Origin of the sequence: Mycobacterium sp. 1165196.3 (assembly GCF_001673415.1) — a bacterium.
Classification (GTDB): Bacteria; Actinomycetota; Actinomycetes; order Mycobacteriales; family Mycobacteriaceae; genus Mycobacterium; species Mycobacterium europaeum_A.
In genome coordinates this window covers 1-21,550 of sequence record NZ_LZLU01000062.1, presented here as the reverse complement: position 1 = coordinate 21,550, position 21,550 = coordinate 1, and the positions used below count along the sequence as shown (strand labels likewise).

Annotated in this window: 21 protein-coding genes; 7 read left to right on the top strand and 14 right to left on the bottom strand. The window is 69.4% G+C overall.

What is annotated here, in order from left to right:
• Nucleotides 1-16 precede the first annotated feature (16 nt).
• From ilvA to A5659_RS05920, 3 genes are read right to left on the bottom strand one after another with little or no spacing between them, the layout of a single operon-like run.
• Complete coding sequence (gene ilvA, locus A5659_RS05930; RefSeq protein ID WP_066864209.1) at nt 17-1,300, bottom strand: threonine ammonia-lyase; 1,284 nt, start codon at nt 1,298-1,300, stop codon at nt 17-19.
• Nucleotides 1,301-1,338: 38 nt separating this feature from the next.
• The gene (locus A5659_RS05925) at nt 1,339-1,776 is read right to left on the bottom strand and encodes a nitroreductase family deazaflavin-dependent oxidoreductase (protein ID WP_066864226.1); all 438 of its coding nucleotides are present in this window, start codon (nt 1,774-1,776) and stop codon (nt 1,339-1,341) included.
• 10 nt (nt 1,777-1,786) lie between these two features.
• Nucleotides 1,787-2,347 carry a TetR family transcriptional regulator gene (locus tag A5659_RS05920; RefSeq protein ID WP_067179744.1) on the bottom strand — a complete coding sequence of 187 codons (561 nt, stop codon included), beginning with the start codon at nt 2,345-2,347 and terminating at the stop codon, nt 1,787-1,789.
• A 96-nt stretch (nt 2,348-2,443) separates the two neighbouring features.
• On the opposite strand from A5659_RS05920, the gene A5659_RS05915 reads away from it, so the two are divergent.
• Complete coding sequence (locus A5659_RS05915; protein ID WP_067179741.1) at nt 2,444-2,851, top strand: hypothetical protein; 408 nt, start codon at nt 2,444-2,446, stop codon at nt 2,849-2,851.
• On the top strand, nt 2,848-4,326 hold the full coding sequence (locus tag A5659_RS05910) for an FAD-dependent oxidoreductase (RefSeq protein WP_067179738.1): 1,479 nt from the start codon (nt 2,848-2,850) through the stop codon (nt 4,324-4,326). Before A5659_RS05915 ends, A5659_RS05910 begins: the two co-directional genes overlap by 4 nt.
• On the opposite strand, the gene A5659_RS05905 is transcribed toward A5659_RS05910, so the two are convergent.
• From A5659_RS05905 to A5659_RS05885, 5 genes are all read right to left on the bottom strand, one after another.
• On the bottom strand, nt 4,323-5,108 hold the full coding sequence (locus A5659_RS05905; RefSeq protein WP_067144208.1) for a DUF6065 family protein: 786 nt from the start codon (nt 5,106-5,108) through the stop codon (nt 4,323-4,325). The two genes, A5659_RS05910 and A5659_RS05905, sit on opposite strands and share 4 nt — an antisense overlap.
• 119 nt (nt 5,109-5,227) lie before the next feature.
• Nucleotides 5,228-7,123: a lysophospholipid acyltransferase gene (locus A5659_RS05900; protein ID WP_066860985.1), complete on the bottom strand. Its 1,896-nt coding sequence runs from the start codon at nt 7,121-7,123 to the stop codon at nt 5,228-5,230.
• Nucleotides 7,120-8,946 (bottom strand): fatty acid--CoA ligase FadD11, encoded by a 1,827-nt coding sequence (gene fadD11, locus A5659_RS05895; protein WP_066860988.1) that lies wholly within the window; start codon nt 8,944-8,946, stop codon nt 7,120-7,122. Before fadD11 ends, A5659_RS05900 begins: the two co-directional genes overlap by 4 nt.
• Before the next feature lie 99 nt (nt 8,947-9,045).
• On the bottom strand, nt 9,046-9,519 hold the full coding sequence (locus A5659_RS05890; protein WP_065155408.1) for a VOC family protein: 474 nt from the start codon (nt 9,517-9,519) through the stop codon (nt 9,046-9,048).
• Nucleotides 9,516-9,917, bottom strand: coding sequence for a helix-turn-helix domain-containing protein (locus A5659_RS05885; protein WP_065155409.1), 402 nt, complete (start codon nt 9,915-9,917; stop codon nt 9,516-9,518). Before A5659_RS05885 ends, A5659_RS05890 begins: the two co-directional genes overlap by 4 nt.
• Nucleotides 9,918-9,978: 61 nt before the next feature.
• On the opposite strand from A5659_RS05885, the gene A5659_RS05880 reads away from it, so the two are divergent.
• Together A5659_RS05880 and A5659_RS05875 are read left to right on the top strand one after the other, a co-directional pair.
• A complete protein-coding gene (locus A5659_RS05880; RefSeq protein ID WP_066860991.1) occupies nt 9,979-10,419 on the top strand; it encodes a PPOX class F420-dependent oxidoreductase in 441 nt (146 codons plus the stop codon).
• Complete coding sequence (locus A5659_RS05875; protein WP_067179734.1) at nt 10,416-11,357, top strand: MBL fold metallo-hydrolase; 942 nt, start codon at nt 10,416-10,418, stop codon at nt 11,355-11,357. The genes A5659_RS05880 and A5659_RS05875 overlap by 4 nt, the downstream gene beginning before the upstream one ends.
• Before the next feature lie 91 nt (nt 11,358-11,448).
• Here A5659_RS05875 and dnaE read toward each other — a convergent pair whose 3' ends face one another.
• The 4 genes from dnaE to A5659_RS05855 all read right to left on the bottom strand — a co-directional run bounded on the left by dnaE (nt 11,449) and on the right by A5659_RS05855 (nt 17,556).
• Nucleotides 11,449-14,988, bottom strand: coding sequence for a DNA polymerase III subunit alpha (dnaE, locus tag A5659_RS05870; RefSeq protein ID WP_066860997.1), 3,540 nt, complete (start codon nt 14,986-14,988; stop codon nt 11,449-11,451).
• Between the two features lie 117 nt (nt 14,989-15,105).
• Nucleotides 15,106-15,543 (bottom strand): SRPBCC family protein, encoded by a 438-nt coding sequence (locus tag A5659_RS05865; RefSeq protein WP_066861001.1) that lies wholly within the window; start codon nt 15,541-15,543, stop codon nt 15,106-15,108.
• Between the two features lie 164 nt (nt 15,544-15,707).
• Entirely contained in the window at nt 15,708-16,511 is an 804-nt protein-coding gene (locus A5659_RS05860; protein WP_066861004.1) for an SDR family oxidoreductase, read from the bottom strand.
• A 4-nt stretch (nt 16,512-16,515) separates the two neighbouring features.
• A complete protein-coding gene (locus A5659_RS05855; protein WP_067179876.1) occupies nt 16,516-17,556 on the bottom strand; it encodes an SDR family NAD(P)-dependent oxidoreductase in 1,041 nt (346 codons plus the stop codon).
• A gap of 284 nt (nt 17,557-17,840) precedes the next feature.
• Here A5659_RS05855 and A5659_RS05850 point away from each other — a divergent pair, with 284 nt between their 5' ends.
• Both A5659_RS05850 and A5659_RS05845 read left to right on the top strand, forming a co-directional pair.
• Nucleotides 17,841-18,251: a group 1 truncated hemoglobin gene (locus tag A5659_RS05850; protein ID WP_066871273.1), complete on the top strand. Its 411-nt coding sequence runs from the start codon at nt 17,841-17,843 to the stop codon at nt 18,249-18,251.
• Between the two features lie 97 nt (nt 18,252-18,348).
• A complete protein-coding gene (locus A5659_RS05845; RefSeq protein WP_066871276.1) occupies nt 18,349-19,107 on the top strand; it encodes a class I SAM-dependent methyltransferase in 759 nt (252 codons plus the stop codon).
• 1 nt (nt 19,108) lies between these two features.
• Here A5659_RS05845 and A5659_RS05840 read toward each other — a convergent pair whose 3' ends face one another.
• Entirely contained in the window at nt 19,109-20,035 is a 927-nt protein-coding gene (locus A5659_RS05840; RefSeq protein WP_066871279.1) for an RluA family pseudouridine synthase, read from the bottom strand.
• On the bottom strand, nt 20,028-20,678 hold the full coding sequence (gene lspA, locus A5659_RS05835) for a signal peptidase II (RefSeq protein ID WP_082972012.1): 651 nt from the start codon (nt 20,676-20,678) through the stop codon (nt 20,028-20,030). Before lspA ends, A5659_RS05840 begins: the two co-directional genes overlap by 8 nt.
• Nucleotides 20,679-20,751: 73 nt before the next feature.
• Here lspA and A5659_RS05830 point away from each other — a divergent pair.
• On the top strand, nt 20,752-21,550 hold a 799-nt coding region (locus tag A5659_RS05830; RefSeq protein ID WP_067179731.1), incomplete at its 3' end, for an asparaginase.

The following is a 21,550-nucleotide window of genomic DNA, read 5'->3' as shown; positions in this document are numbered from 1 at the left end:
ATCGCGGCCCCGGCCGCTAAAGCAGCAGGTAGCGGTAGGCCGGCGAGCCCGGTTTCAGGGTCTCGACGTGCAACTCGGTCGCACGCATCCGGGCCAGCAGGCCGTCCAGGTCGGCCGAGGACCCCAGCTGGATGCCGACCAGCGCCTCGCCGGTCTCCCGGTTGTTGCGCTTGACGTACTCGAACAGGGTGATGTCGTCGTTCGGTCCGAGCACGGTGTCCAGGAAGCGGCGCAGCGCGCCGGGCTCCTGGGGGAAGTCCACCAGGAAGTAGTGCTTGAGGCCGAGGTGCACCAGCGAGCGTTCGAGCACTTCGCCGTACCGCGACACGTCGTTGTTACCGCCCGAGATCAGGCAAACCACCGTCGAACCGGGCTCGATGTCGGCGTCGAGCAATCCGGTGACCGACAGCGCGCCCGCCGGCTCGGCGATGATGCCCTCGTTCTGGTAGAGGTCGAGCATCGCGGTGCACACCGCGCCCTCGTCGACCGCGGTGATCGAGACCATGTCGCCGGCGGCCGCCAGCGCGGCGTAGGTCAGGTCACCGGCCCGCCGCACCGCGGCGCCGTCGACGAACTGGTCGACGTCTTCCAGCGTCACCGGCTCCCCGGCCGACAGCGCGGCCATCATCGCCGCGGCGCCGGCCGGCTCGACGCCCAGCACCGAGGTGTTGCGCGTCCGCTCGGCGAGGTAGGTGGTGATGCCGGCGATGCAGCCGCCGCCGCCCACCGGGACCACCACCAGGTCCGGCTCGGCGCCCAGCTGATCGAGTAGTTCGGCGGCGATGGTGCCCTGGCCCGCCATGGTGCGCAGGTCGTCATAGGGCGGCACCAACGTGGCGCCGGTGCTCGCCACGTCGGCCAGGGCCGCCTCGGCGGCCAGGTCGTAGGTGCTGCCACCGACGATCAGGTCGATGAAGTCGCCGCCGTGGTAGCGGATCCGGTCGCGCTTCTGCATCGGCGTCTTGGCCGGCACGTAGACGCGGCCGTGCACCTGCAGCATCCGGCACGCGTAGGCGAAGCCCTGCGCGTGGTTGCCCGCCGACGAACACACCACCCCGGCGGCCAGCTCCGCCTCGGTCAGCTGGACCAGCAGGTTGTAGGCGCCGCGCAGCTTGTAAGAGCGCACGATCTGCAGGTCCTCGCGCTTGAGGTAGACCTGCGCGCCGGTGATCGCCGACAACCGGTCGCTGAACTGCAGCGGGGTCGGCGTGACCACCGCGGCGATCCGCTTGGCCGCGCCGTCGATGTCAGCCGCGGACAGCGGCGAGACGCTCGGACTCTGGCTCAATTCGGCGGACACTGATCAATGGTGCCACGGCGGCCGACCAACTCCGGAATTCAGTCGATCGGGGTCAGCACGAACACCGGGATCTGGCGGTCGGTCTTGGTCTGGTACTCGGCGTAGTCGGGCCAGGCCGCCACGGCGCGCTCCCACCAAGTCGCCTTCTCGTCGCCGAAGACCTCGCGGGCGTCGTAATCGCGGGTCACCGAGCCGTCCTGCAGCTCGACGCGGGGATTCTTCTTGATGTTGTAGTACCAGACCGGATGTTTCGGCGCCCCGCCCAAGGAGGCGACGACCGCGTACTGGCCGTCGTGCTCGACGCGCATCAGCGGCGTCTTGCGCAGTTTGCCGGTCTTGGCGCCGACCGTGGTCAGTAGGATGATCGGCTTGCCCTTCATGTCGGCGGCCTCGGCGCCCCCCGACTCGGCGTATTTGTCAGCTTGCTCGCGAGACCAATCCAACGGCGACGGTTCGTATTCTCCGGTAAGCGGCATGCCATTCACTCTAGGCGCGGGTCGAGCCGGTGAGGTAGTGCGCCAGCACCGGGCGCAGCCATTCGGTCAGCGTCGCGTCGTCCATCGCGGCCAGCGCGGGCACCCCAACGACATTGCGCGCCATGGCGATTCCCAGCACCTGCGATCCCACCATCGCGGTCCGCTCGGCGGCCCGGTCGGGGGTGATGGTGGTCAGCGCCGGGGCGACCTTTTCGACGAACACCTCCAGTAGCGCGTCGGCGGCCACCCGGTTGGTCGCGGCCGCGCGCAGCAGCGGCAGGAACGGCCCGCCCGGATCCCATACCCGGATGAGGAACGGCACCAGGATGTCGGCGATGCGTTCCGGGGCGACGCCGGTGAGGTCGGGGAAGGTGATCTCGAGCCGCGAGACCGCGGCGAACAGGTCGGCCTTGTTGCCGAAGTAGTGCATGACGAGCGCCGGGTCGACGCCGGCCTCGGCCGCGATCGCACGGATGGTGGTCCGCTCGAAGCCGTGGGTGGAGAACAGGGTCCGCGCGGCGCTCAGGATCGTCGCGCGGGTGACCTTGCCGTCGCGGGTCTTACCGGGCATGCCGAAATTCTAGTTCAACAACTGTTGACATGGCTAGCAGCCGGGCTTACGTTGAGTTCAACAGTTGTTGAACCGGCTCGGCGAGGAGACCCAGACATGACCGTGACCGTCATCCAGATCGGGCTAAATCCCGACGTCATCGACTACTCGTCGCCGGAGTTCGCCCAGTTCGCGGGCCTGTCGCGGTACGCGCTGCGGGCGGCCAACGACGCCAACGTCGCCGGCCTGCGCGCGGCGGGCTACCGGGTCGACAACTGCCTGATCGACTTCGGCACCGCCGGCGCCGACAAGGCCGCCGCGTGGCTGCGCGCCAAGCGTTACGACGCCGTGCTGATCGGCGCCGGGATCCGCCTGGTCGCCGCCAACACCCTGCTGTTCGAGTCGATCGTCAACATCGCGCACAACACCCAGCCCGGTTGCCGCTTCGTCTTCAACCACGCCGCGCAAGCCACCCCCGGCGACATCCGTCGCTGGTACCCGCAACCGGAAGGAGCGATCCGATGAGTACAACCACCGTTCCCGAGGTCGACGTCCTGGTCGTGGGCGCGGGCCCCACCGGCCTGACCGCCGCGGGCGACCTGGCCCGCGCCGGGCGGTCGGTGACCGTGCTGGAGCGCTGGCCCGCCGAGAACCCGACCAGCCGCGCGTTCGCCGTCATGCCCCGGACCCTAGAGCTCCTCGACGCGCGCGGCGCGGCCGACGAGCTGCTCGCGATCGGGCAGCGCGGACCGGACGTGACGCTGTTCGCCAGGGCCCGCCTCGACATGACCCGGCTCGACTCGGCCTACCCGTTCGTCCTGATCACCCCGCAGACCAACGTCGACGCCGCGCTGCGCCGCTACGCGGTGGCCGAGGGGGCCGACATCCGGCGCGGCGTGGAGGTGGTCGCGCTCGCGCAGGACGCCGCGGGCGTCACCGTCACCGCCGGACCCTCCAAGGGCGACGGCGATCCCGCACACCGGCAGACGTGGCGGGCGCGGTATGTGATCGGCGCCGACGGCGCCCACAGCACCGTCCGGACGCTGCTCGGCGCCGACTTCCCCGGCAAGACGGTGCTGACCTCGTTGATGCTGGCCGACGTCAAGCTGGCCCACGGCCCGGCCCGCGGCGGCCTGGTGGTGGGCACCACCGGTGACGTGCTGGGTTTCCTGGCTCCCTACAACCGGCACGACGCGGACGGCTCGTGGTACCGCGCCCTGGTGTGGGACCGCGACCACCAACTGCCCGACGACGCGCCCGTCGACGACGCCGAGATCGTCGACGTCCTCGCCCGCGCCATGGGCACCGACTTCGGTGTGACCCAGATCGGCTGGAAGTCGCGATTCCATTGCGACGAAAGGCAAGTCGCGCAGTACCGGCACGGCCGGGTGTTCCTGGCCGGCGACGCCGCGCACGTGCACTCCCCGATGGGCGGCCAGGGCATGAACACCGGCATCCAGGACGCCGCGAACCTGGCCTGGAAGCTCGATGCCGTGCTCGGCGGGGCCGACGACGCGCTGCTGGACACCTACCAGGACGAACGCCATCCGATCGGCAAGCGGGTGCTGGTGCAGTCGGGGATGATCGCCCGCGCCGCGACGCTGCATCGGCGGCCCGCGATCTGGCTGCGTAACCTGTTGGCGCCCAAACTGCTTCACCTTCCCGCCGTGCAGGACTTGGTGGCCGGCAGTTTCGCGGGCACCGGGTTGCGGTACGGCCGGCGCGGGCTGGTCGGCACCCGGGCCGCCGCGATCCCCCTCGTCGAGGGGCGGTTGACGCAGCTGCAGCGCGGTGGCAATTACGTCTTCATCCGCGAATACGGCGCCGCCCCGGTCGAGGCGCCCGGAATGGTGCAGGCCGAGCGGGCCGACTACGGCCCCGCCGTGCTGGTGCGTCCCGACGGGTACATCGCGTGGGCCGGCGCATCGGCGCAGGCGCCAGAGGCGATCAGCAACGCGGCGGTGGGCAATTCCCTTGCCCGCGCAATGATGTCGCGCTAGTCCGCGTTCTCGGGCTGCTGCGCGACGAACGACCGGAGTCGGCGGCGGGTCTGGTGGTCGTCCGCGCCGGGCTCGCCGTCGCTGTGCCGGCCGCGCGTGTAATCGCCCTGCCACGGCACCTTCTCGTTGGCCGCACCGGCCGCGGCCTCCTGTTCACGGCCCAGCGCGCCGCGCGAGCCGAGGAAGTGCTCGTGCTTGCGGTGCAGCTCCTCGTCGGATTCGATGGGCCGCAGCTCAGGCGCGAACTCCTCCAGCTCGGCCCGGCGCTGCGGCACGATCATGCAGATCGGCTCGTCGATCTCGAATCGCACCGGCATGAACTCCCGGGTGAATTTCCAGTTCATGCTGAAACTCGAGCTGGACCAATCGGTTTCGACGATGCCCTCCAGCGGGGAGATGGCGTCCTTCGGATGATTGGCCGGTCCGCGAACCAGCAGGTTGTAGCCCGGCGGGGTGCGGAACAGGATGGGCAGGTGCCAGGTCAGGATGCCGTAGCCGAAGTGGCTCGACGGCAGGAACTGGCCGCTGTCGCGGGTGTCGGGCGCGATCATCAGGTTGGTGCGGTCATTGCCGCCCATCCAGGTCGCGGTGAACGCGCTGCGGTTGCGCACCTCCCAGCCGCTCTGGTTGGCGATCAGCATCGGCAGACACCGGTGCGGCCAGCCCTGGCGGATCTCCGACATCCACTCCCGGCCGATCGGCGCGGGGCTGATCGGCGGTGCGATGTCGTGGGTGATGTACCCGATCAGGGGGCGGGGTTGCCCGCTGGATTTCTCAGTCATCACATCCTCGCTTCACCGGCCGCTGGTGAACACCGCCGACCCTCATCCACTTCGCCAACGCACTATCGCGACCAAACGTTAACGGTCTGTGAACCGCACCGCCCGCCGAGAGCGAGCGATCACTGGGCCCTGGCCAGCTCCGCAATGGTGTTCACCCGGCGGACGGCCGCGGCGATCTCCTCGGCGAACTCACGGCGCCGCCGGGCGATATCCAGGTCCGCCACGCCGTCGACCAGTTCACGATGCCGGGCCAATCGCAGCGCGGTCTTGAACAACTCCATTGACCTCGACTCGGCGCTGGCGATCCTGCGTTGCAGCTCCCACTGCTTGCCCACCTCGAGACATTCGGCGAGAAACGCGTCCTCGTCGAACGATTCGTCGTCGTAGTCGGCGAGCCGGTCGGCGACGATGTGGTAGGCGTCGAGGAACGGGCGCAGCACGAGGTGCGCCAACAGCACGTCGGCCTTTTCCAGCAGGCCGCGCACGTCGCCCGCGCTGGCCGCCTTGCTGGTGTCATCCACCCGCCCGAGCAGGCGGACCTCGTCGGCGAGCTCCTTCTCGAATTGCGCTCGCGCGGAGAACAAAAACTCGAACTTCAGCAATTCGCGCAACTTCAGCGCCTCATCGCGCACGGCGCTCGGCTGGACCAGCCCGTCCACCGAGCCCTCGGCGTCCTCGGTCGCGGCCAGCAGCGCGGTCTCGGCGATCGCGCGATCGACCACGATGTGAATGGCGGCGTTGCGGTAGAAGGCGGCGACCAGGTGCTGTTCGGCCCCGATGCCCCAGACCGGTTCGGTGCCGGCGTCGTACACGCTGACCACGCCGGAGGCCACCAGCTGGTGCAGGGTCCAGCGGATGGTCGAGCGGTTGGTCAGGTCGGCGGCGCCGGCCACCTTCCAGTTGCGCGCCGCGATGTAGCTCGCCAGCGGGCGCACGGTGGCCAGCACCTCGCTGATGGACAGCGAGCGGTCGGCGCCCAGCAGTGCGAGGCTCACCACCGCGGTCGGGGTAACGGGCGTGGCGCGGTTGATCCGGTGTTCGACGTCCAGCGCGATGCGTTCGATCTCGGTGCTGGCGCCGGACTCTTGTAAGGCACGCAACTCCTCGAGGCGCTTGCGCAGCGGCAGTGGTTCACCGAAGTCCAGGTACGCACGGCCGAGCCGCTCACCCTGCTGGCGCGCCAGCCGGATCAGGAAGCGGAAGTCTTCGGGCCGCTTCGTCGCGCCGTAGGCCTCGGTGGTCATGGCCTCCACCTCGTGCAGCTGGTCGTACACGATCGACGTCGGCACCAGATACACCTCGGGGCCGTCGATTTCGTCGACGGCGTCGCTGATGTAGCGCAGAATCCCGAACACCGGCGGGCGCAGCTTGCCCGTCCTGGTCCGGCCGCCCTCGATGGACCAGGTCAGGTTGGCGTGGTTTTGCACCAGCTGGGCGGCGTACGCGCGCAACACGAAGCGGTAGACGGGAATGTCCTTCGTCTGGCGCCGGATGAAGATGGTTCCGGTGCGCTTGGCCCAGGCGCCCATCGGGAAGAAATTCAGGTTGGCGCCGCCGAAGGTGAGCGCGGGCGAGAGCCGGTTGGCCTGGATCACCTCGGGCAGCAGCAGCCCATCCAGATAGGAGCGATGCGAAAAGGCAAACGCCAGTGTTGCTTTGCGATCCAGCTTGCGCAGCTGGGCGATCTGGTCCTCGTCGGTCAGCACGTCGTAGGCGCGCATCAGCCAGCAACTGAAGCTGCGCCAGGCCTTCACCGCCCGCTCGTCGAGCGAGGGCGCCATCTCGCGCAGGTAGCTTGCGGCCTCGGCGCGCACGCTGTCCAGGTCGCGCCCCAGCTCGTGGGCCAGCTTGCCCAGCCGCTCGTCATACCATGGCGCGCCCAGCAAATCGGCGACCTCGGCCGGGTCGGTCGACAGCGGCGACGTCGACTCCTCGACAATGCCGGTGCGCTGCAACAGCTTTCGTAGCCCCACCCGGCCTATTTCGCGGGCCGCGCCCGCCGGTCCCCCGATCATGCCGGCTGCACCGATGCGGTCTCGGCGGGCTCGTGCACGTCCGGATGCAATTCGGGCGCATAAAGCTGCTCGATCTCCTCGGCGTATTTCGCCATGATCGGCTTGCGCTTGAGCTTCATCGTCAGCGTGATCTCGTCACCGCCGGGCTCCCACAGGGTGGGCAGGACGCGGAACCGCTTGATCTGCTCCACCTGGGACAGCTTCTCGTTGCCCGCGGCCACCCCGGCGGCGATCTGCGCGATGACCTCCGGGTCGGCCGCCAGGGCGGCGGGCGAGGCGTCGGACAGGCCGCGCTGGGCGGCATACGGGCCGACCGAGTCGGCGTCGAAGACCATCAGCGCGGTGTTGTAGGGCCGCCCCTCGCCGATGGCGATCATCACCCCGACCATGGGACACGCGGCCAGGATGGCGTTTTCGATGTTGGCCGGCGACATGTTTTTTCCGGCGGCGTTGATGATCAGCTCCTTCTTGCGGTCGACGATGCGCAGGTAGCCGTCGGCGTCGAGCTCGATGATGTCGCCGGTGTGCAGCCAACCGTCGGCGTCGATCGCCTCGGCGGTCTTCGCCGGTTCCTTGCGGTAGCCCTTCATCACCAGCGGACCGCGGATCAGAAATTCGCCGTCCTCGGCGAGTCTGCCCTCCAGGCCGGGAAGCAGCTTGCCGACGGTGCCCAGCCGCGTGTCGTCCGGATGTGCCACGCTGGCAGCGCAACTGAGCTCCGACATGCCCCAGACCTCGCTGATCGGGATGCCTATCCCCGCGAAGAACGCCAGTGTCTCCTTGGGGATCGGCGCGGCGCCGGACACGGCCCAGCGCAGTTCGCCGAACCCAAGCCGCTCGCGCAGCTTGGACAGCACGAGCTCATCGGCTTTGGCCCACTCGGCGGTCAGCTCGGCCGGCTCGGGCTCGCCGCCCGCCAGCGCGGCGGCGCGCCTGGCGGCCACCGACATCGCCCATTGCAGCGCCTGGCGTTTGACGTCGTCGGCCTCGCTGGCGACGACGAATTCGATTGCCGCCTTGAGCTTTTCCCACACCCGAGGCACCGCGGCCCAGACCGTGGGCCGCACGTCGGGCAGCGCCGCCGCCACGGCGCGCGCGTCGTCGACGGCGGTCACCTGGGTGCCGAACACCTCCAGCGGGTACAGGGCCATCATCCGGTCGGCAATGTGCGCCGAGGGCAGATACGACGTGGTCCGGTCACCGAACCGGCTGCCGAGCACGGCGTCGAGCCCGTGCGCCTCGAACAGCAGGCTGGCGTGCGTCATCTCCACGCCCTTGGGGTTGCCGGTGGTCCCGGAGGTGTAGATGAGTGTGACGACGTCCTCGGGTTGCACCGCCCGCCAGGTGGCCTCGAAGTCGAAATCCGTGCGCGCGGCGGCATACAGGTCGTCCACCGAGATGGCGCCGGGCGGCGAACCGTCGATGCACACGATGTGCTCGATGGGTGCACGGCTGGCGCGAATGCGGTCCACGTACTGTTCCTCGCAGATCGCGATCTTGGTGCCGGCGTTGTTGAACAGGTAGGTCAGCTGCTCGGCGGGCAACGTGTTGTACACCGAAAACGATGTGGCCCCAAGGTGTTGGGCGCCGATCTCGAACGGGTAGAACTCGATCCGGTTCGCCATCATCAGCGACACCGTGTCGCCCCGCCGGACCCCAAGACCGGCCAGGCCGGCGGCGACCTTGCGCACCTGCTCCGCGAGTTCCCGCCACGTCAGCGTCCGGGCGCCGCCGGGCGTCCGGAGCGCGACGGCCTCGGGGTCGATCGACGCGGTGCGCTGGAACGCCTCGCACAAGGTGGCCGGGGCCTGCCCTGTCGTCATGTCCGTCCTCCTCGCCGCCGCATCAGCATCGCCTTCGTGAGCCTACGTCCGAGCACAGGGGCGGGGAACATATCGCGCGACTTCGCCGGCGGGGCCGGGTCACGACCCGGGGCGCCACAGCTGCACCGTGCTCGTCGCGCCGCCGGGCAGCTCGACCAGCTCGATCGGCGTGCCGTCCGGGTCGTAGACGAAGAACATCCGCACTCCCCCGATGTCGACGGGCGGGTCGGCCCGCACGCCCGGGTGGTGGCGGGTGACGGTGTCGAAGGTGGCGTCGAGATCGTCGACGCGAAACGACATGTTGGTGTAACCCAGGTGCGGACCGCTCGGGCACTCGGGCACGGCGCCCAGCGACAACAGCTCCACCATCGCGGCCCCGATCAGCCCGCCGATCATGCGGCCCCGCTGGGCGGCACCGCCGGTGACCGAATCCAGTGCGGCGCCCTCGAGTTCGACGTCGAACACCACGTCCATGCCCAGCACCGCGGTGTAGAAGGCCAACGAGGCCTCGATGTCGGAGACGCCGACGCAGACGTGCGAGAAGTTCCGCACGGCGATGGGATGCTGGGTCATGCGGGCTCCTTGCCGGTGTGCGGTGGGTGAATGCCACAGGTACAAGCGTCAATTGAGGGGCACGTGCAGCGCATTCCCCATTCGATGACGGCCCGCGCGCGGGCCAGCGACTCCAGCTGCGCGTCGATCTCGGCGAGTTTGGCCTTGGCCAGGGCGCGGCTGACCGGCCGCCCCGGCGCGTCGTCGGCGAACAGCAGCTGGATCTCCTCGAGCGAGAAACCGGCGGCCTTGCACAGCGCGATCACCTCCAAGCGGGCCAGAATCGAGTCGTCATAGCGGCGCTGGCCGCCCAGCCGCGCCGGCTCCGGCACCAGGCCGATCTGCTCGTAGTAGCGCAACGCCGTCGCGGCCACCCCGGCCTGGCGCGCCACCTCACCGATCGTCAGGCTCGGCGCCATCGCGGCCTCCCGGGACTTCAGTGCTTGACTTCGAGTCAACTCTAAGTCCTTGACTGTGGTCATGACCATCCCTCGAGAACTCAGCGAGTCTCGCTACGCCCTGCTGCGCTCGTTTCGCCGCGACGGCAGCCCCGTCGACACCCCGATCTGGTTCGCCTTCGACGACGGCGGGTTGCTGTTCCGCACCAAGGTGGGCCCGAAGACCCGGCGGCTGGCCGCGCGCCGCGACGTCGAACTCGCGGCCTGCGACTACCGGGGCCGGCCGCGTCAGGGCGCCACGACGGTCGCCGGCCGGGCCACAGTGCTCTCCGGCGCCGAAGCCGAACGCGCCAACCACGTACTGCACCGGCGCTACGGCTGGCAATGGAACATCGTGCCGCTGATCAAGGTTCCCGGCGTGACCAACGTGCACCAAGACCTGTGCGCGAGAGAGAAGCTGCGGCGCGCCCGCGACCGCGGGGTGTGGCCGGGCAGCGTCATCGTGCGGGTGGAGCTGCCATGACACACCCGCCGGTGGCCGACCCGGTCCGCTCCCCCGGGATCCGCCAATGTTGCAGCGCCGCAGCGGGACTGGTGCTCGGCATGGTGCGCCCGCGGCGGCCCGACGAGCGGTTCATCCGCAGCGTCGCCGACGCCGGGCTACCGACGCCCGGCCGCACCGTGACGGTGACCGCGCTGCCCCAGGTGCCGCGGTCGGTGCCGACCGCGGCGATTGTCGAGGGCGCCTTCACGCCGGCGCGCATCGAGAACTCGCTGACGTCGTTCGTGGTCGGGCACCCGCAGGCCACCTTCATCGTCGACCCCGCCGTGTGCGTCGACGTCGAGCGACGAGCGATCGCCCAACTGCCCGCGGCGCTGCGGGTCGCGGTCCGTCCCCCGGCCGACACCGTCCCCACCATCACCGCGCTGGGCCGGGCGCCCATTGCCGCGCCGTTGGATTTCGCGCTGCCCACCCACGCGCACTGGGACCACGTCTCGGGCCTGCTGGACCTGCCCGGGCTGCCCGTGCACCTGCACCGCACCGAACGCGACTGGATCGGCGCCGGGCCCGTCGCGCCCGTCGGCGGCGTGCGGGATTCATTGCGCGGCAGGCCCGTTGTCGAGTACGAGCTGGACGGGCCGCCGGTGCTCACCTTCACCCGAAGCCACGACCTCTTCGGGGACCAGTCCGTGCTGCTCGTCGACCTCGCCGGGCACACCCCGGGCAGCGTCGGGGTGCTCGCCCACACGGGACGCGGCTGGATCCTGATCGCCGGCGACGCGGCCTGGCACGCCATGCAGATCGAGATGCTCCGCCAAAAGTCAAGCTATCCGGGTCTTTTGGTGGACGAGGATCGCGAGCAGACCTTCAAGACCCTGCACCGACTGCACCTGGCGCGTCACGCGGTCACGATCGTCCCGACCCACGACCACCAGGCCGTGCTGGGATTGAGCGCCTAGCGCCGGCGCCCAGTGTGAAACCAGCTTCACGTTCGGTTGCGAGCGTGAAACCAACTTCACACTCGCGGAGATCGGTGATCCGACGAAGCGCCTAGCCGCCCAGGCAGCCGGGGCCGAGCAGCGCCTTGAGGTCGCCCATCAGCGCCGGCGACGGCGTAACCCGCAGCGAGGCATCCAGTTCCAGCGTGGTGATGCGGTCTCCGCTGATCAGCCGCAGGTGCACCTGCGCCGTGCCGGGGTGGCGGGCCAGCACCTGCTTGAGCGCGGTGACCTTGTCGATGGTGCACTGGCGCGTCGGCAGGCTGACCGCCAGCGGCCGGTTCGGCTGGGCATTGGAGAAGTCCGGCACCACAAGCTCGTTGGCGATCAGCGCGACGCGGTCGTCGCGCAGCGAGACCTTGGCCTTGATCAGCACCACGACGTCGTCGGCGATGTCGGCCCCGTACACCGAGTAGGCCTGCGGGAAGAACATCACCTCGATGCCACCGGTGAGGTCCTCCAATTGGGCTGACGCCCAAGGCATCCCGTTCTTGTTGACCCGCCGGTTGACCGACGCGAGGATGCCACCCACCCGCACCTGGGTGTCGTTGGGGACATCGCCGTCGAGGATGGCCGGGATCTGGGTGTCGACCTGAGCGGTCAGCAGGTGCGCCACCTGGTTCAGCGGGTGCCCGGACACGTAGAGCCCCAGCATCTCTCGCTCCAGGGCGAGCTTGTGCTTGTCCTCCCACTCGTCGTCGGGCACCTTGATGTTGAACACGGAATCGCAGCCGACCCCATCTTCTCCACCGCCGAACAGGTCGAACTGGCCCATGGCCTCGGCCTTCTTGGTGCCCAGCACCGAGTCGACCGCGTCGGTGTGCACCAGGAACAGGCCCTTGCGGGCATGCCCCAGCGAGTCGAAGGCGCCGGCCTTGATCAACGACTCGGTGACCTTCTTGTTGCAGGCCGCCACGTCGATCTTGTTCAGGTAGTCCGAGAAGTCGGTGAACTTGCCCTTGCCGTTGCGGGTGCCGATCAGCGAGCCGACCACGTTGGCGCCGACGTTGCGCACCGCGCCCAGTCCGAAGCGGATGTCGCGCCCCACCGAGGCGAAGTTCACCAGGGACTCGTTGACGTCCGGCGGCAGCACCGTGATGCCGAGCTTGCGGCAGTCGGCCAGGTAGACCGCGGCCTTGTCCTTATCGTCGCCCACCGACGTCAGCAGGCCGGCCATGTACTCGGCCGGATAGTTGGCCTTCAGGTAGGCCGTCCAATAGGAGACCAGCCCGTAGCCGGCCGCGTGCGACTTGTTGAACGCGTACCCGGCGAACGGAAGAATGGTGTCCCACAAGGCTTTCACCGCTTTTTCGGAGAAGCCGTTGGCGGTCATGCCTTCGTAGAAGCCCTTGTACTCGGCCTCGAGCACCTCGAGCTTCTTCTTGCCCATCGCCTTGCGCAGCGCGTCGGCCTTGCCCATCGTGTACGAGGCGACCTTCTGGGCGATGAACATGATCTGCTCTTGGTAGACGATCAGGCCGTACGTCTCGGCCAGGATCTCGCGCAGCGGCTCCTCGAGCTCCGGGTGGATCGGCTTGACCGCCTGACGACCGTTCTTGCGGTCGGCGTAGTCGTTGTGGGCGTTCATGCCCATCGGCCCCGGGCGGTACAGGGCCAGCACCGCGACGATGTCGTTGAACTCGGTGGGCTGCATGCGGCGCAACAGATCCCGCATCGGCCCGCCGTCGAGCTGGAACACGCCCAGGGTGTCGCCGCGGCCGAGCAGCTCGTAGGTGGGCTTGTCGTCGAGCGGCACCGACTCCAGGTCGAGGTCGATTCCCCTGTTGGACTTGATGTTCTCCAGCGCGTCGCCGATGATCGTCAGGTTGCGCAGGCCCAAAAAGTCCATCTTCAGCAGGCCGATGGCCTCACACGACGGGTAGTCCCAGCCGGTGATGATCGCCCCGTCCTGGGGCCGCTTCCACAGCGGGATGGCCTCGGTCAGCGGCTCGCTGCTCATGATCACCGCGCACGCGTGCACGCCGGCGTTGCGGATCAGGCCTTCCAGGCCGCGCGCGGTCTGGTAGATGGTGCGCACGTCCGGGTCGGTCTCGATCAGACCGCGGACCTCCGCGGCTTCTTTGTAGCGCTCGTGGTTGGGGTCGGTGATGCCCGACAGCGGGATGTCCTTGGCCATGATCGGCGGCGGCAGCGCCTTGGTGATCCGGTCGGCGATCGCGAAGCCGGGCTGGCCGTAGTGGATGCGGGCCGAATCCTTCAGGGCCGCTTTGGTTTTGATGGTGCCGAAGGTGATGACCTGCGCGACGCGGTCCGAACCCCACTTCTCGGCGGCGTAGCGCACCATCTCCCCGCGACGACGGTCGTCGAAGTCGATATCGATGTCGGGTGCCGACGGGCGCTCCGGGTTGAGGAAACGCTCGAACAGCAGACCGTGCGGGATCGGGTCGATGTTGGTGATGCCCAGCGCGTAGGCCACCAGCGAGCCCGCCGCCGAGCCACGCCCCGGCCCCACCCGGATGTCCACCGAGCGTGCGTAGTTGATCAGGTCGGCGACGATCAGGAAGTAGGACGGGAAGCCCTTGTCGCAGATGACCTTGATCTCGTACTCGGCCCTCTCGACGTAGTCCTGGCCGACGCCGGACGGGAACCGGCGCGCCAGCCCGGCCATCACCTCGTGGTGCAACCAGCTCGCCTGGTCATGTCCCTCGGGCACCGGGAAGATCGGCATCCGGTCGCGCGGCGCCCACACGTCGTCGTAGGGCTGCACCCGCTCGGCGATCAGCAGGGTGGAGTCGCAGGCGCCGGGCACCTCGTCGTCCCAGATCTGGCGCATCTCGGCGGCCGACTTCAGGTAGTAGCCGTCGCCGTCGAACTTGAACCGGTTCGGGTCCGAGAGCGTCTTGCCGGTCTGCACGCACAGCAGCGCCTCGTGGTTGTGGGCGGCGTCGCGGGTGACGTAGTGGCAGTCGTTGGTGGCCAGCGGCGGGATGCCCAGCTTGCGGCCGATCTCGAGCAGCCCTTCGCGGACCCGGGTCTCGATGGACAGGCCGTGGTCCATCAGCTCCAGGAAGTAGTTGTCGGCGCCGAAGATCTCGCGCCACTTGGCGGCCGATTCCAGCGCCTCGCGCTCGTGGCCCAGCCGCAGCCGGGTCTGCACCTCGCCCGAGGGGCAGCCGGTGGTGGCGATGATGCCCTCGGCGTGTTCGGCGATGATCTCGGCGTCCATCCGCGACCACTTGCCGAGCTGGCCCTCGAACGACGCCAGCGAGGACAGCTTGAACAGGTTGCGCAGGCCGGTGGCATTCTCGGCCACCATCGTCATGTGCGTGTAGGAGCCGCTGCCGGACACGTCGTCGGACTTCTGGCCCGGGTCGCCCCACAGGATCCGGCGGGTGTCGAAGCGCGAGGCCGGCGCGATGTAGGCCTCGACGCCGATGATGGGCTTGATCCCGGCCTTGGTCGCCGCGTTGTAGAACTCGCTGGCGCCGAACATGTTTCCGTGGTCGGTCATCCCGACCGCCGGCATCTGCAGCCGGTCCACCTCGGCGAGCATCGGCCCGATCTTCGCGGCACCGTCCAACATCGAATACTCGGTGTGGTTATGCAGGTGCACGAAGGACGAGTGGTTCATAGGGACGCCAGTCTAGGACCGCGGACCGACACTGGTTGGGCGTGTCGCCGCGTGTGTCTGTGTTTATTGGCGACGACCCGCCGCGCCCGGCTTCGGCGCGCTTGCGAACGCCACGGATCAGTCGTTGGCGTATAACTCGACGAAGTTCTTCAGCGACTTCTGCATGTCGCCCTTGACGGCGCGCGCCGCCGCCGAGCCCACCGGGCCGAACAACGCCCGTCCGCCCAGTTCCAGCCGCAGACCCAGCGTCGAGCCCTCGCCGGTGGGTCGCACGGTGAGGGTGACGGCGTATTTGGCGCCGCCCTTGCCGGACCCCGACAACGCCACCTCGTGCGGCGGGTCCCAGGTGGTCACCGTCCACGTCACCCGGTTGCGGAAACCCTTGGCCCGCGCCACGCCGACGATCTCGGTGCCCTCGGCGATCTCGTCGGGCAGCTCGCTGCGCCATCCCTCGTGCATGGTCAGCCAGTCGCCCAGGTCCGACAGGTCGGAGACGTGGTCCCACATGTCCTGCGGGGTCATCGGGACATCGGCGGTCAGGTCCACAGCAGCCACCGCCCGAGCCTAGCGCCCGGCCTCATCCGGCACTTGCGCCGCGGCGGGCTCCCATATTCCGCGAGACTGCATCTACGCACACCCGTCTCGGCGTGTCGCGTACGTAGGTTCAGTGTCGCGGTCTGACTCGTTGATGCGAGACGGGCCCCGACCCGGCGACCCGCTCAGCTCTTGGGCCCGCCGCGGAATCGGCTGCCGATCCGGATGCCGGGCAACAGCAGGCTGCGCGGCGCGAACCGGCCGCCGGTGCTGACCACCTTGGGCACCACCCCGGGCACCACCGTGCGACGGCCGGACAGCATGCCGACGATGGCCGCCTCGGCAACGTCGCGCGGCGCGACCTGCGCGATGGGGATGCTGAACCGCTCGGCGTTGGCGATCTCGGCCCACTCGGTCGGCACCGGTCCCGGGCACAGGCAGGTCACCGACACGCCCGTGCCGTGTAACTCCTCGTGCACCGCCTCGGAGAACGTCTGCACGAAGGCCTTGGTGGCCGAGTACACCGCCATGTAGGGAACCGGCTGGAACCCGGCGATCGACGCGATGTTCATCACCGCGCCCGCCCCGCGGGAAACCATGCCCGGCAGCGTCGCGTGGGTGAGCTCCATCAGCGCCAGCGCGTTCAGCGTCACCTCTTCGCTCTCGCGCTCCAGCGGCAACTCGTGAAACACCCCGCTGGTGCCGAAACCGGCGCTGTTGCACAGGCCGGCGATCGGCTCGGTGCGCAGCCGGCCCGCCAGTTTGGCGCGGGCCTTGCTGTCGCTGAGATCCAGCGGCAGCACCTCGACGGCCACGGAGTACTCCTGGCCCACCTCATTGGCCAGTTCGTCGAGGCGCTCGCGCCGGCGCGCGACCAGCAGCAGCGGGAAGCCGCGACGGGCCAACCCGCGGGCCAGTTCGGCGCCGATACCCGACGAGGCGCCGGTGATGACAACGGTGGTCTGCAGGTCAGGTTTTGGAAGGCTCATGGTCTCACCAATGTATCCCGCGGGTCGCCCGCACGAAGTTCTCGCTGCGCTTATCGAATTCCGTTGCGTCGCTCGATGATTCATCTCCCTTGGCGGCGCTGGAGTCGCTGAACATGGCGAACGCCCGGTTGCGCACCCGGTCCATCACCGCCGGGTTGAGCGCATCGGCGACGGCCGCGAACTGCCCGAACGGTGAGCTGGCCCGGCGCGGCCGGTGCACGATCGCGTCGGCGATCACCCCGGCGGCCTGCTCGGGTGTGAGCGCCGGGAACTTGTCGTAGAGCGTGGTGGGGCTGATCATCGGCGTGCGCACCAGCGCCATGTGCACGGTGGTGAACCGGACGTCGTCGTTCACCGTTTCGGCCTGCAGCGCGTCGCACAGACTGTCCAGCGCGGCCTTGCTGGCGATGTAGGCGCCGAAGCGCGGCGCGCGGGTCTGCACGCCGACCGAGGAGACGTTGATGACGTGCCCGTATCCCCGCTCGCGCATGCCGGGGATGAACTTGAGGATCAGCTGGACGGCGCCGAGGTAGTTCAGCTGCATGGTCCGCTGATAGTCGTGGATCCGGTCGTAGGACAGCTCGAGTGAGCGCCGGATCGAGCGGCCCGCGTTGTTGATCAGGATGTCGACACCGCCCAGGTCCTCGAGCACCTGATCGGCCATGGCGGCGATGGCGTCCATGTCGGACAGGTCGCACGGGTAGACGTGGGCGGTGCCGCCGTTGTCGCGAATCTCGTCGGCGACCTTCTCGAGGTTCTCCCGGGTGCGCGCCACCAGCGCCACCGTGCCACCGGCCTCCGCGATCTTCTTCGCGGCGGCCTCGCCGATGCCGGAGGATCCCCCGGTGATCAGCGCGGTCTTGCCCGCGACGGCGTCCTCGAGCGTGCGCCCCTGGACCGCGTCGAGCAGGTTGCGCAGATAGAACGGCCGATACCGGCCGGCGGAGTTCGGGGTGTTCACGATGTGCGAGACCGCCGCGAGCGGCTTTTCCACCAGGTTTCCGAGCGAGTTCTCCACCAAGTTCGTTAAGTCACCAAGGTTCATCGGCATTCGCTCCTGATGATGTGAGCCCCCCGACCGCAACTGGCCTGCCCGATGGCCACGACCGTATTGCGGGGCTGCGCGAGTGATGTGATGTGCATCATGAAGCCAACCTAGGACATGTTCGCCTCACCTTGACGCGGATTGCGGTCATGGGTCCCGGCTCCCACTCTCACGGTTCGCCGAGAACGTCCGCCAGCGGCGGGCAATCCCGCTGTTACACAAGGCAATCCGGGCGTGATCGCGCATAAACCGACGGGCAACGCCGAGATGTTCCAATCGTGCTTATGAAAATTCTGGCGCGCTTCCGCAAGGCCGCACCGGCATCCATCTACGACCGGATCGGTGGGCACGAGGCGATCGAAGTCGTGGTCGAGGACTTCTACGTCCGGGTGCTTGCCGACGATCAGCTGTCCGGCTTTTTCACCGGCACGAACATGAACCGCCTCAAGGGCAAGCAGACGGAGTTCTTCGCCGCCGCCCTGGGCGGCCCGGAGCCCTACACCGGCGCGCCGATGAAGCAGGTGCACCAGGGCCGCGGGATCACCATGCACCACTTCAGTTTGGTGGCCGGGCATTTGGCCGACGCGCTGGCCGCCGCCGGGGTGCCGTCCGAGACGGTCACCGAGATACTCGGCGCGATCGCACCGCTGGCGCCCGAGATCGCCACGGGTGACGCCGGCAAGGTCACGGTCTGACCGCTCCCCCGGATCGCGGCCGGCGCCCACCACGGCCATCGCCGCCATCGCGGCGATCTCGGCTTGCCGGCGAGCAGCAGTGCCTAGCATGCGTGGCATGCGGCGCACATTTGACGAACTGATCGCGGAGGCCGACGCCGCCCCGCTGGACGGCTGGGATTTCTCGTGGCTGGACGGCCGGGCTACCGAGGAGCGCCCGTCGTGGGGCTACCAGCGGCTGTTGCGGGAGCGGTTGGCCGCGGTGTCGGCCGCGCTCGACATTCACACCGGAGGCGGTGAAGTGCTGTCCGGCGCGGCGCCGTTCCCGCCCACCATGGCGGCCATCGAGACGTGGCCCCCGAACGCGGCGCTGGCCACCCGGCGCCTGCATCCGCTCGGTGTGGTGGTGGTCGCCACCCGGGACGAACCGCCGCTGCCATTCGGCGACGAGGCGTTCGACCTGGTGACCACCCGCCACCCGATCTCCGTCTGGTGGTCGGAGATACGGCGCGTGCTGCGCCCCGGCGGCACCTACTTCGCGCAGCACATCGGTCCGGCCACCATGGGCGAGCTGGTCGAGTACTTCATCGGGCCGCAGCCGGAGAAATGGGCCGAGTTTCACCCGGACGCGGTGAGCGCGCAGGCCGAGGCGGCCGGGCTGCAGATCGTCGATATCCGCATGGAGCGGATGCGCGCCGAGTTCTTCGACATCGGCGCCGTCGTGTACTTCCTGCGCAAGGTGATCTGGACGGTGCCCGACTTCACCGTGCAGCGGTACCGGGACCGGCTGGCCGAACTGCACGAGCGCATCGAATCCGACGGGCCGTTCGTCGGCCACTCCGTGCGCCTGCTCGTCGAGGCCCGCAAGCCGGCGTGAGTCAGCCCTCGTCGCGCAACACGTCCAGCGCGTGTTGCAGGTCGGGCGGGTAGGGGCTGACGATCTCCATCCGCCTGCCGTCGGCCGGATGGGCGAATGACAGCGACCGAGCATGTAGCCATTGCCGTTCCAGCCCAAGCTTTTTCGCGAGCTTGGGGTCGGCGCCGTAGACCAGGTCGCCGCAGCACGGGTGATGCAGCGCGGAGAAATGCACCCGGATCTGGTGCGTGCGGCCGGTCTCCAGGTGCACGTCGAGCAGGCTGGCGGCGACGAACGCCTCCACGGTGTCGTAGTGGGTGAGGCTGTGCCGGCCGTCCTTGGTGACCGCGAACTTCCATTCGCCGCCGCGGTGTCGCCCGATCGGCGCGTCGATGGTCCCGCTGGACGGGTCCGGATGTCCTTGCACCAGCGCGTGATAGCGCTTGTCGACGGTGCGCTGTTTGAACGCCCGCTTGAGCAAGGTGTAGGCGCGCTCGGACAGCGCCACGACCATCACCCCGGACGTTCCGACGTCGAGGCGGTGCACGATGCCCTGCCGCTCGGGCACCCCCGAGGTGGTGATCCGGTAGCCGGCGGCGGCCAGGCCACCGAGCACCGTGGGCCCGGTCCAGCCCACCGAGGCGTGCGCGGCCACCGCCGCCGGTTTGTCGACCGCGACGATGTCGTCGTCGGAGTACAGGATCGTCATGCCCTCGACGTCGACCGGCGTGTTCTGCAGGGGCGCGGGCGCTTCGGGCAGGCGCACCTGCAGCCAGGCGCCGCCGGTCAACCGGTCGGACTTGCCGGCCGGCACGCCGTCGAGCTCGACGCCGCCGTCCTCGGCGATCGCGGCCGCCGCGCTGCGCGAGAGCCCCAGCAGCCGGGCCAGTCCGGCGTCGACGCGCATGCCCGCCAGTCCCTCCGGGACGGGCATCGAGCGGTCACTCACCCGCGCCGTCTCCGGCGTCGTCCTCGTCCTTGCGCCGGTCGGCGGCGGTGCGCCGGCCGACCGAGTCGAAATCGAACCCGAAGATCGACAACACCACCAGCAGGATGGCGCCGCCGACCACCGAGGGGTCGGCGACGTTGAACACCGGCCACCAGCCGATCGACAGGAAGTCCACGACGTGCCCGCGCAGCGGGCCGGGGGCGCGGAAGAAACGATCGACCAGGTTGCCCATCGCGCCGCCGAGGATCATGCCCAGGCCCACCGCCCACCACGGGGACACCAGGCGACGCCCCATCCAGAAGATGCCGACCACGACCCCGGTCGCGATCAGCGTCAGCACCCACGTGTAGCCGGTCGCCATCGAGAACGCCGCCCCGGAGTTGCGGACCAGCGTCCAGGTCACCGTGTCGCCGATGATCGGCACCGGCTGGCCGGGCGGCAGCAGTTTGACGGCGAGCACCTTGGTGACGACGTCGAGGGCCAGCACGATGGCCGCGATCGACAGCAGCAGCCGCAGCCGCCGCGGCGCGGCTTCGGGCGGCGCGACGGCGTCGGGCTCCGCGTCCCGCTGGGCCGGGGCGGCCTCACCAGCCTGTTCGGCTGAGGTCACCGGCTCAGTCGAGTTTGTCGGTTCTTCAGGCACTTCCCCATCATCCCCTACCGCCCCACGCAGGCTAGCCAGGTTCGCCCGGCGGCGATGCGCAATGATGCCAAGCATGGCCCGCCTCACCGTGATCGCCACCGGGGGCACGATATCGACCGGCACCGGCGCCGACGGGGTGCACCGACCCGCCTACAGCGGGGCGGATCTGACGGCGCCCTTCTCCGCGGAGCACGACGTCGACGTGGTTGACCTGTTGGCGGTCGACAGCTCGGAGCTGACCCTGGCCGACTGGGACCGGATCCGTGACGCGGTGACGGCCGCGGTCGACGGCGGCGCGGACGGGGTGGTGGTCCTGCATGGCACCGACACCATGGAGGAAAGCGCGCTGTGGCTCGATCTGACGTATGCGGGCCACGCCCCGGTGGTGCTGACCGGCGCCATGCGCAGCGCCGACGCGCCGGACGCGGACGGCCCGGGCAACGTGCGCGACGCGCTGGCGGTGGCGGCCAGCCCGGCCGCCCGCGGCCTGGGCGTGCTGCTGTGCTTCGCCGGGCGGGTGCTGCAACCGCTGGGCATGAGCAAGGTGGCCACCGACGACCTGAGCGGCTTCACCGGTCAGCTGCTCGGCACCGTCGCCGGTGACGTGCGGCTGTCCGGACCCAAGACCCGCCCGTACGTCGGCGAGCCGCGGGCCGGCAGCGCACCGCGCGTCGACATCGTCGCGGCCTATCTGGGCAGCGACGCCGTGGCGCTCGATGCGTGCGTTGCCGCCGGGGCGCGGGCCGTGGTGCTCGAGGCGCTGGGGTCGGGCAACGCCGGGCCGGCGGTGGTCGACGCGGTGCGCCGGCACTGCGGCGACGGCGTGGTGGTCGCGGTGTCCACCCGCGTGCCCGACGGTCGGGTCGGGGCCA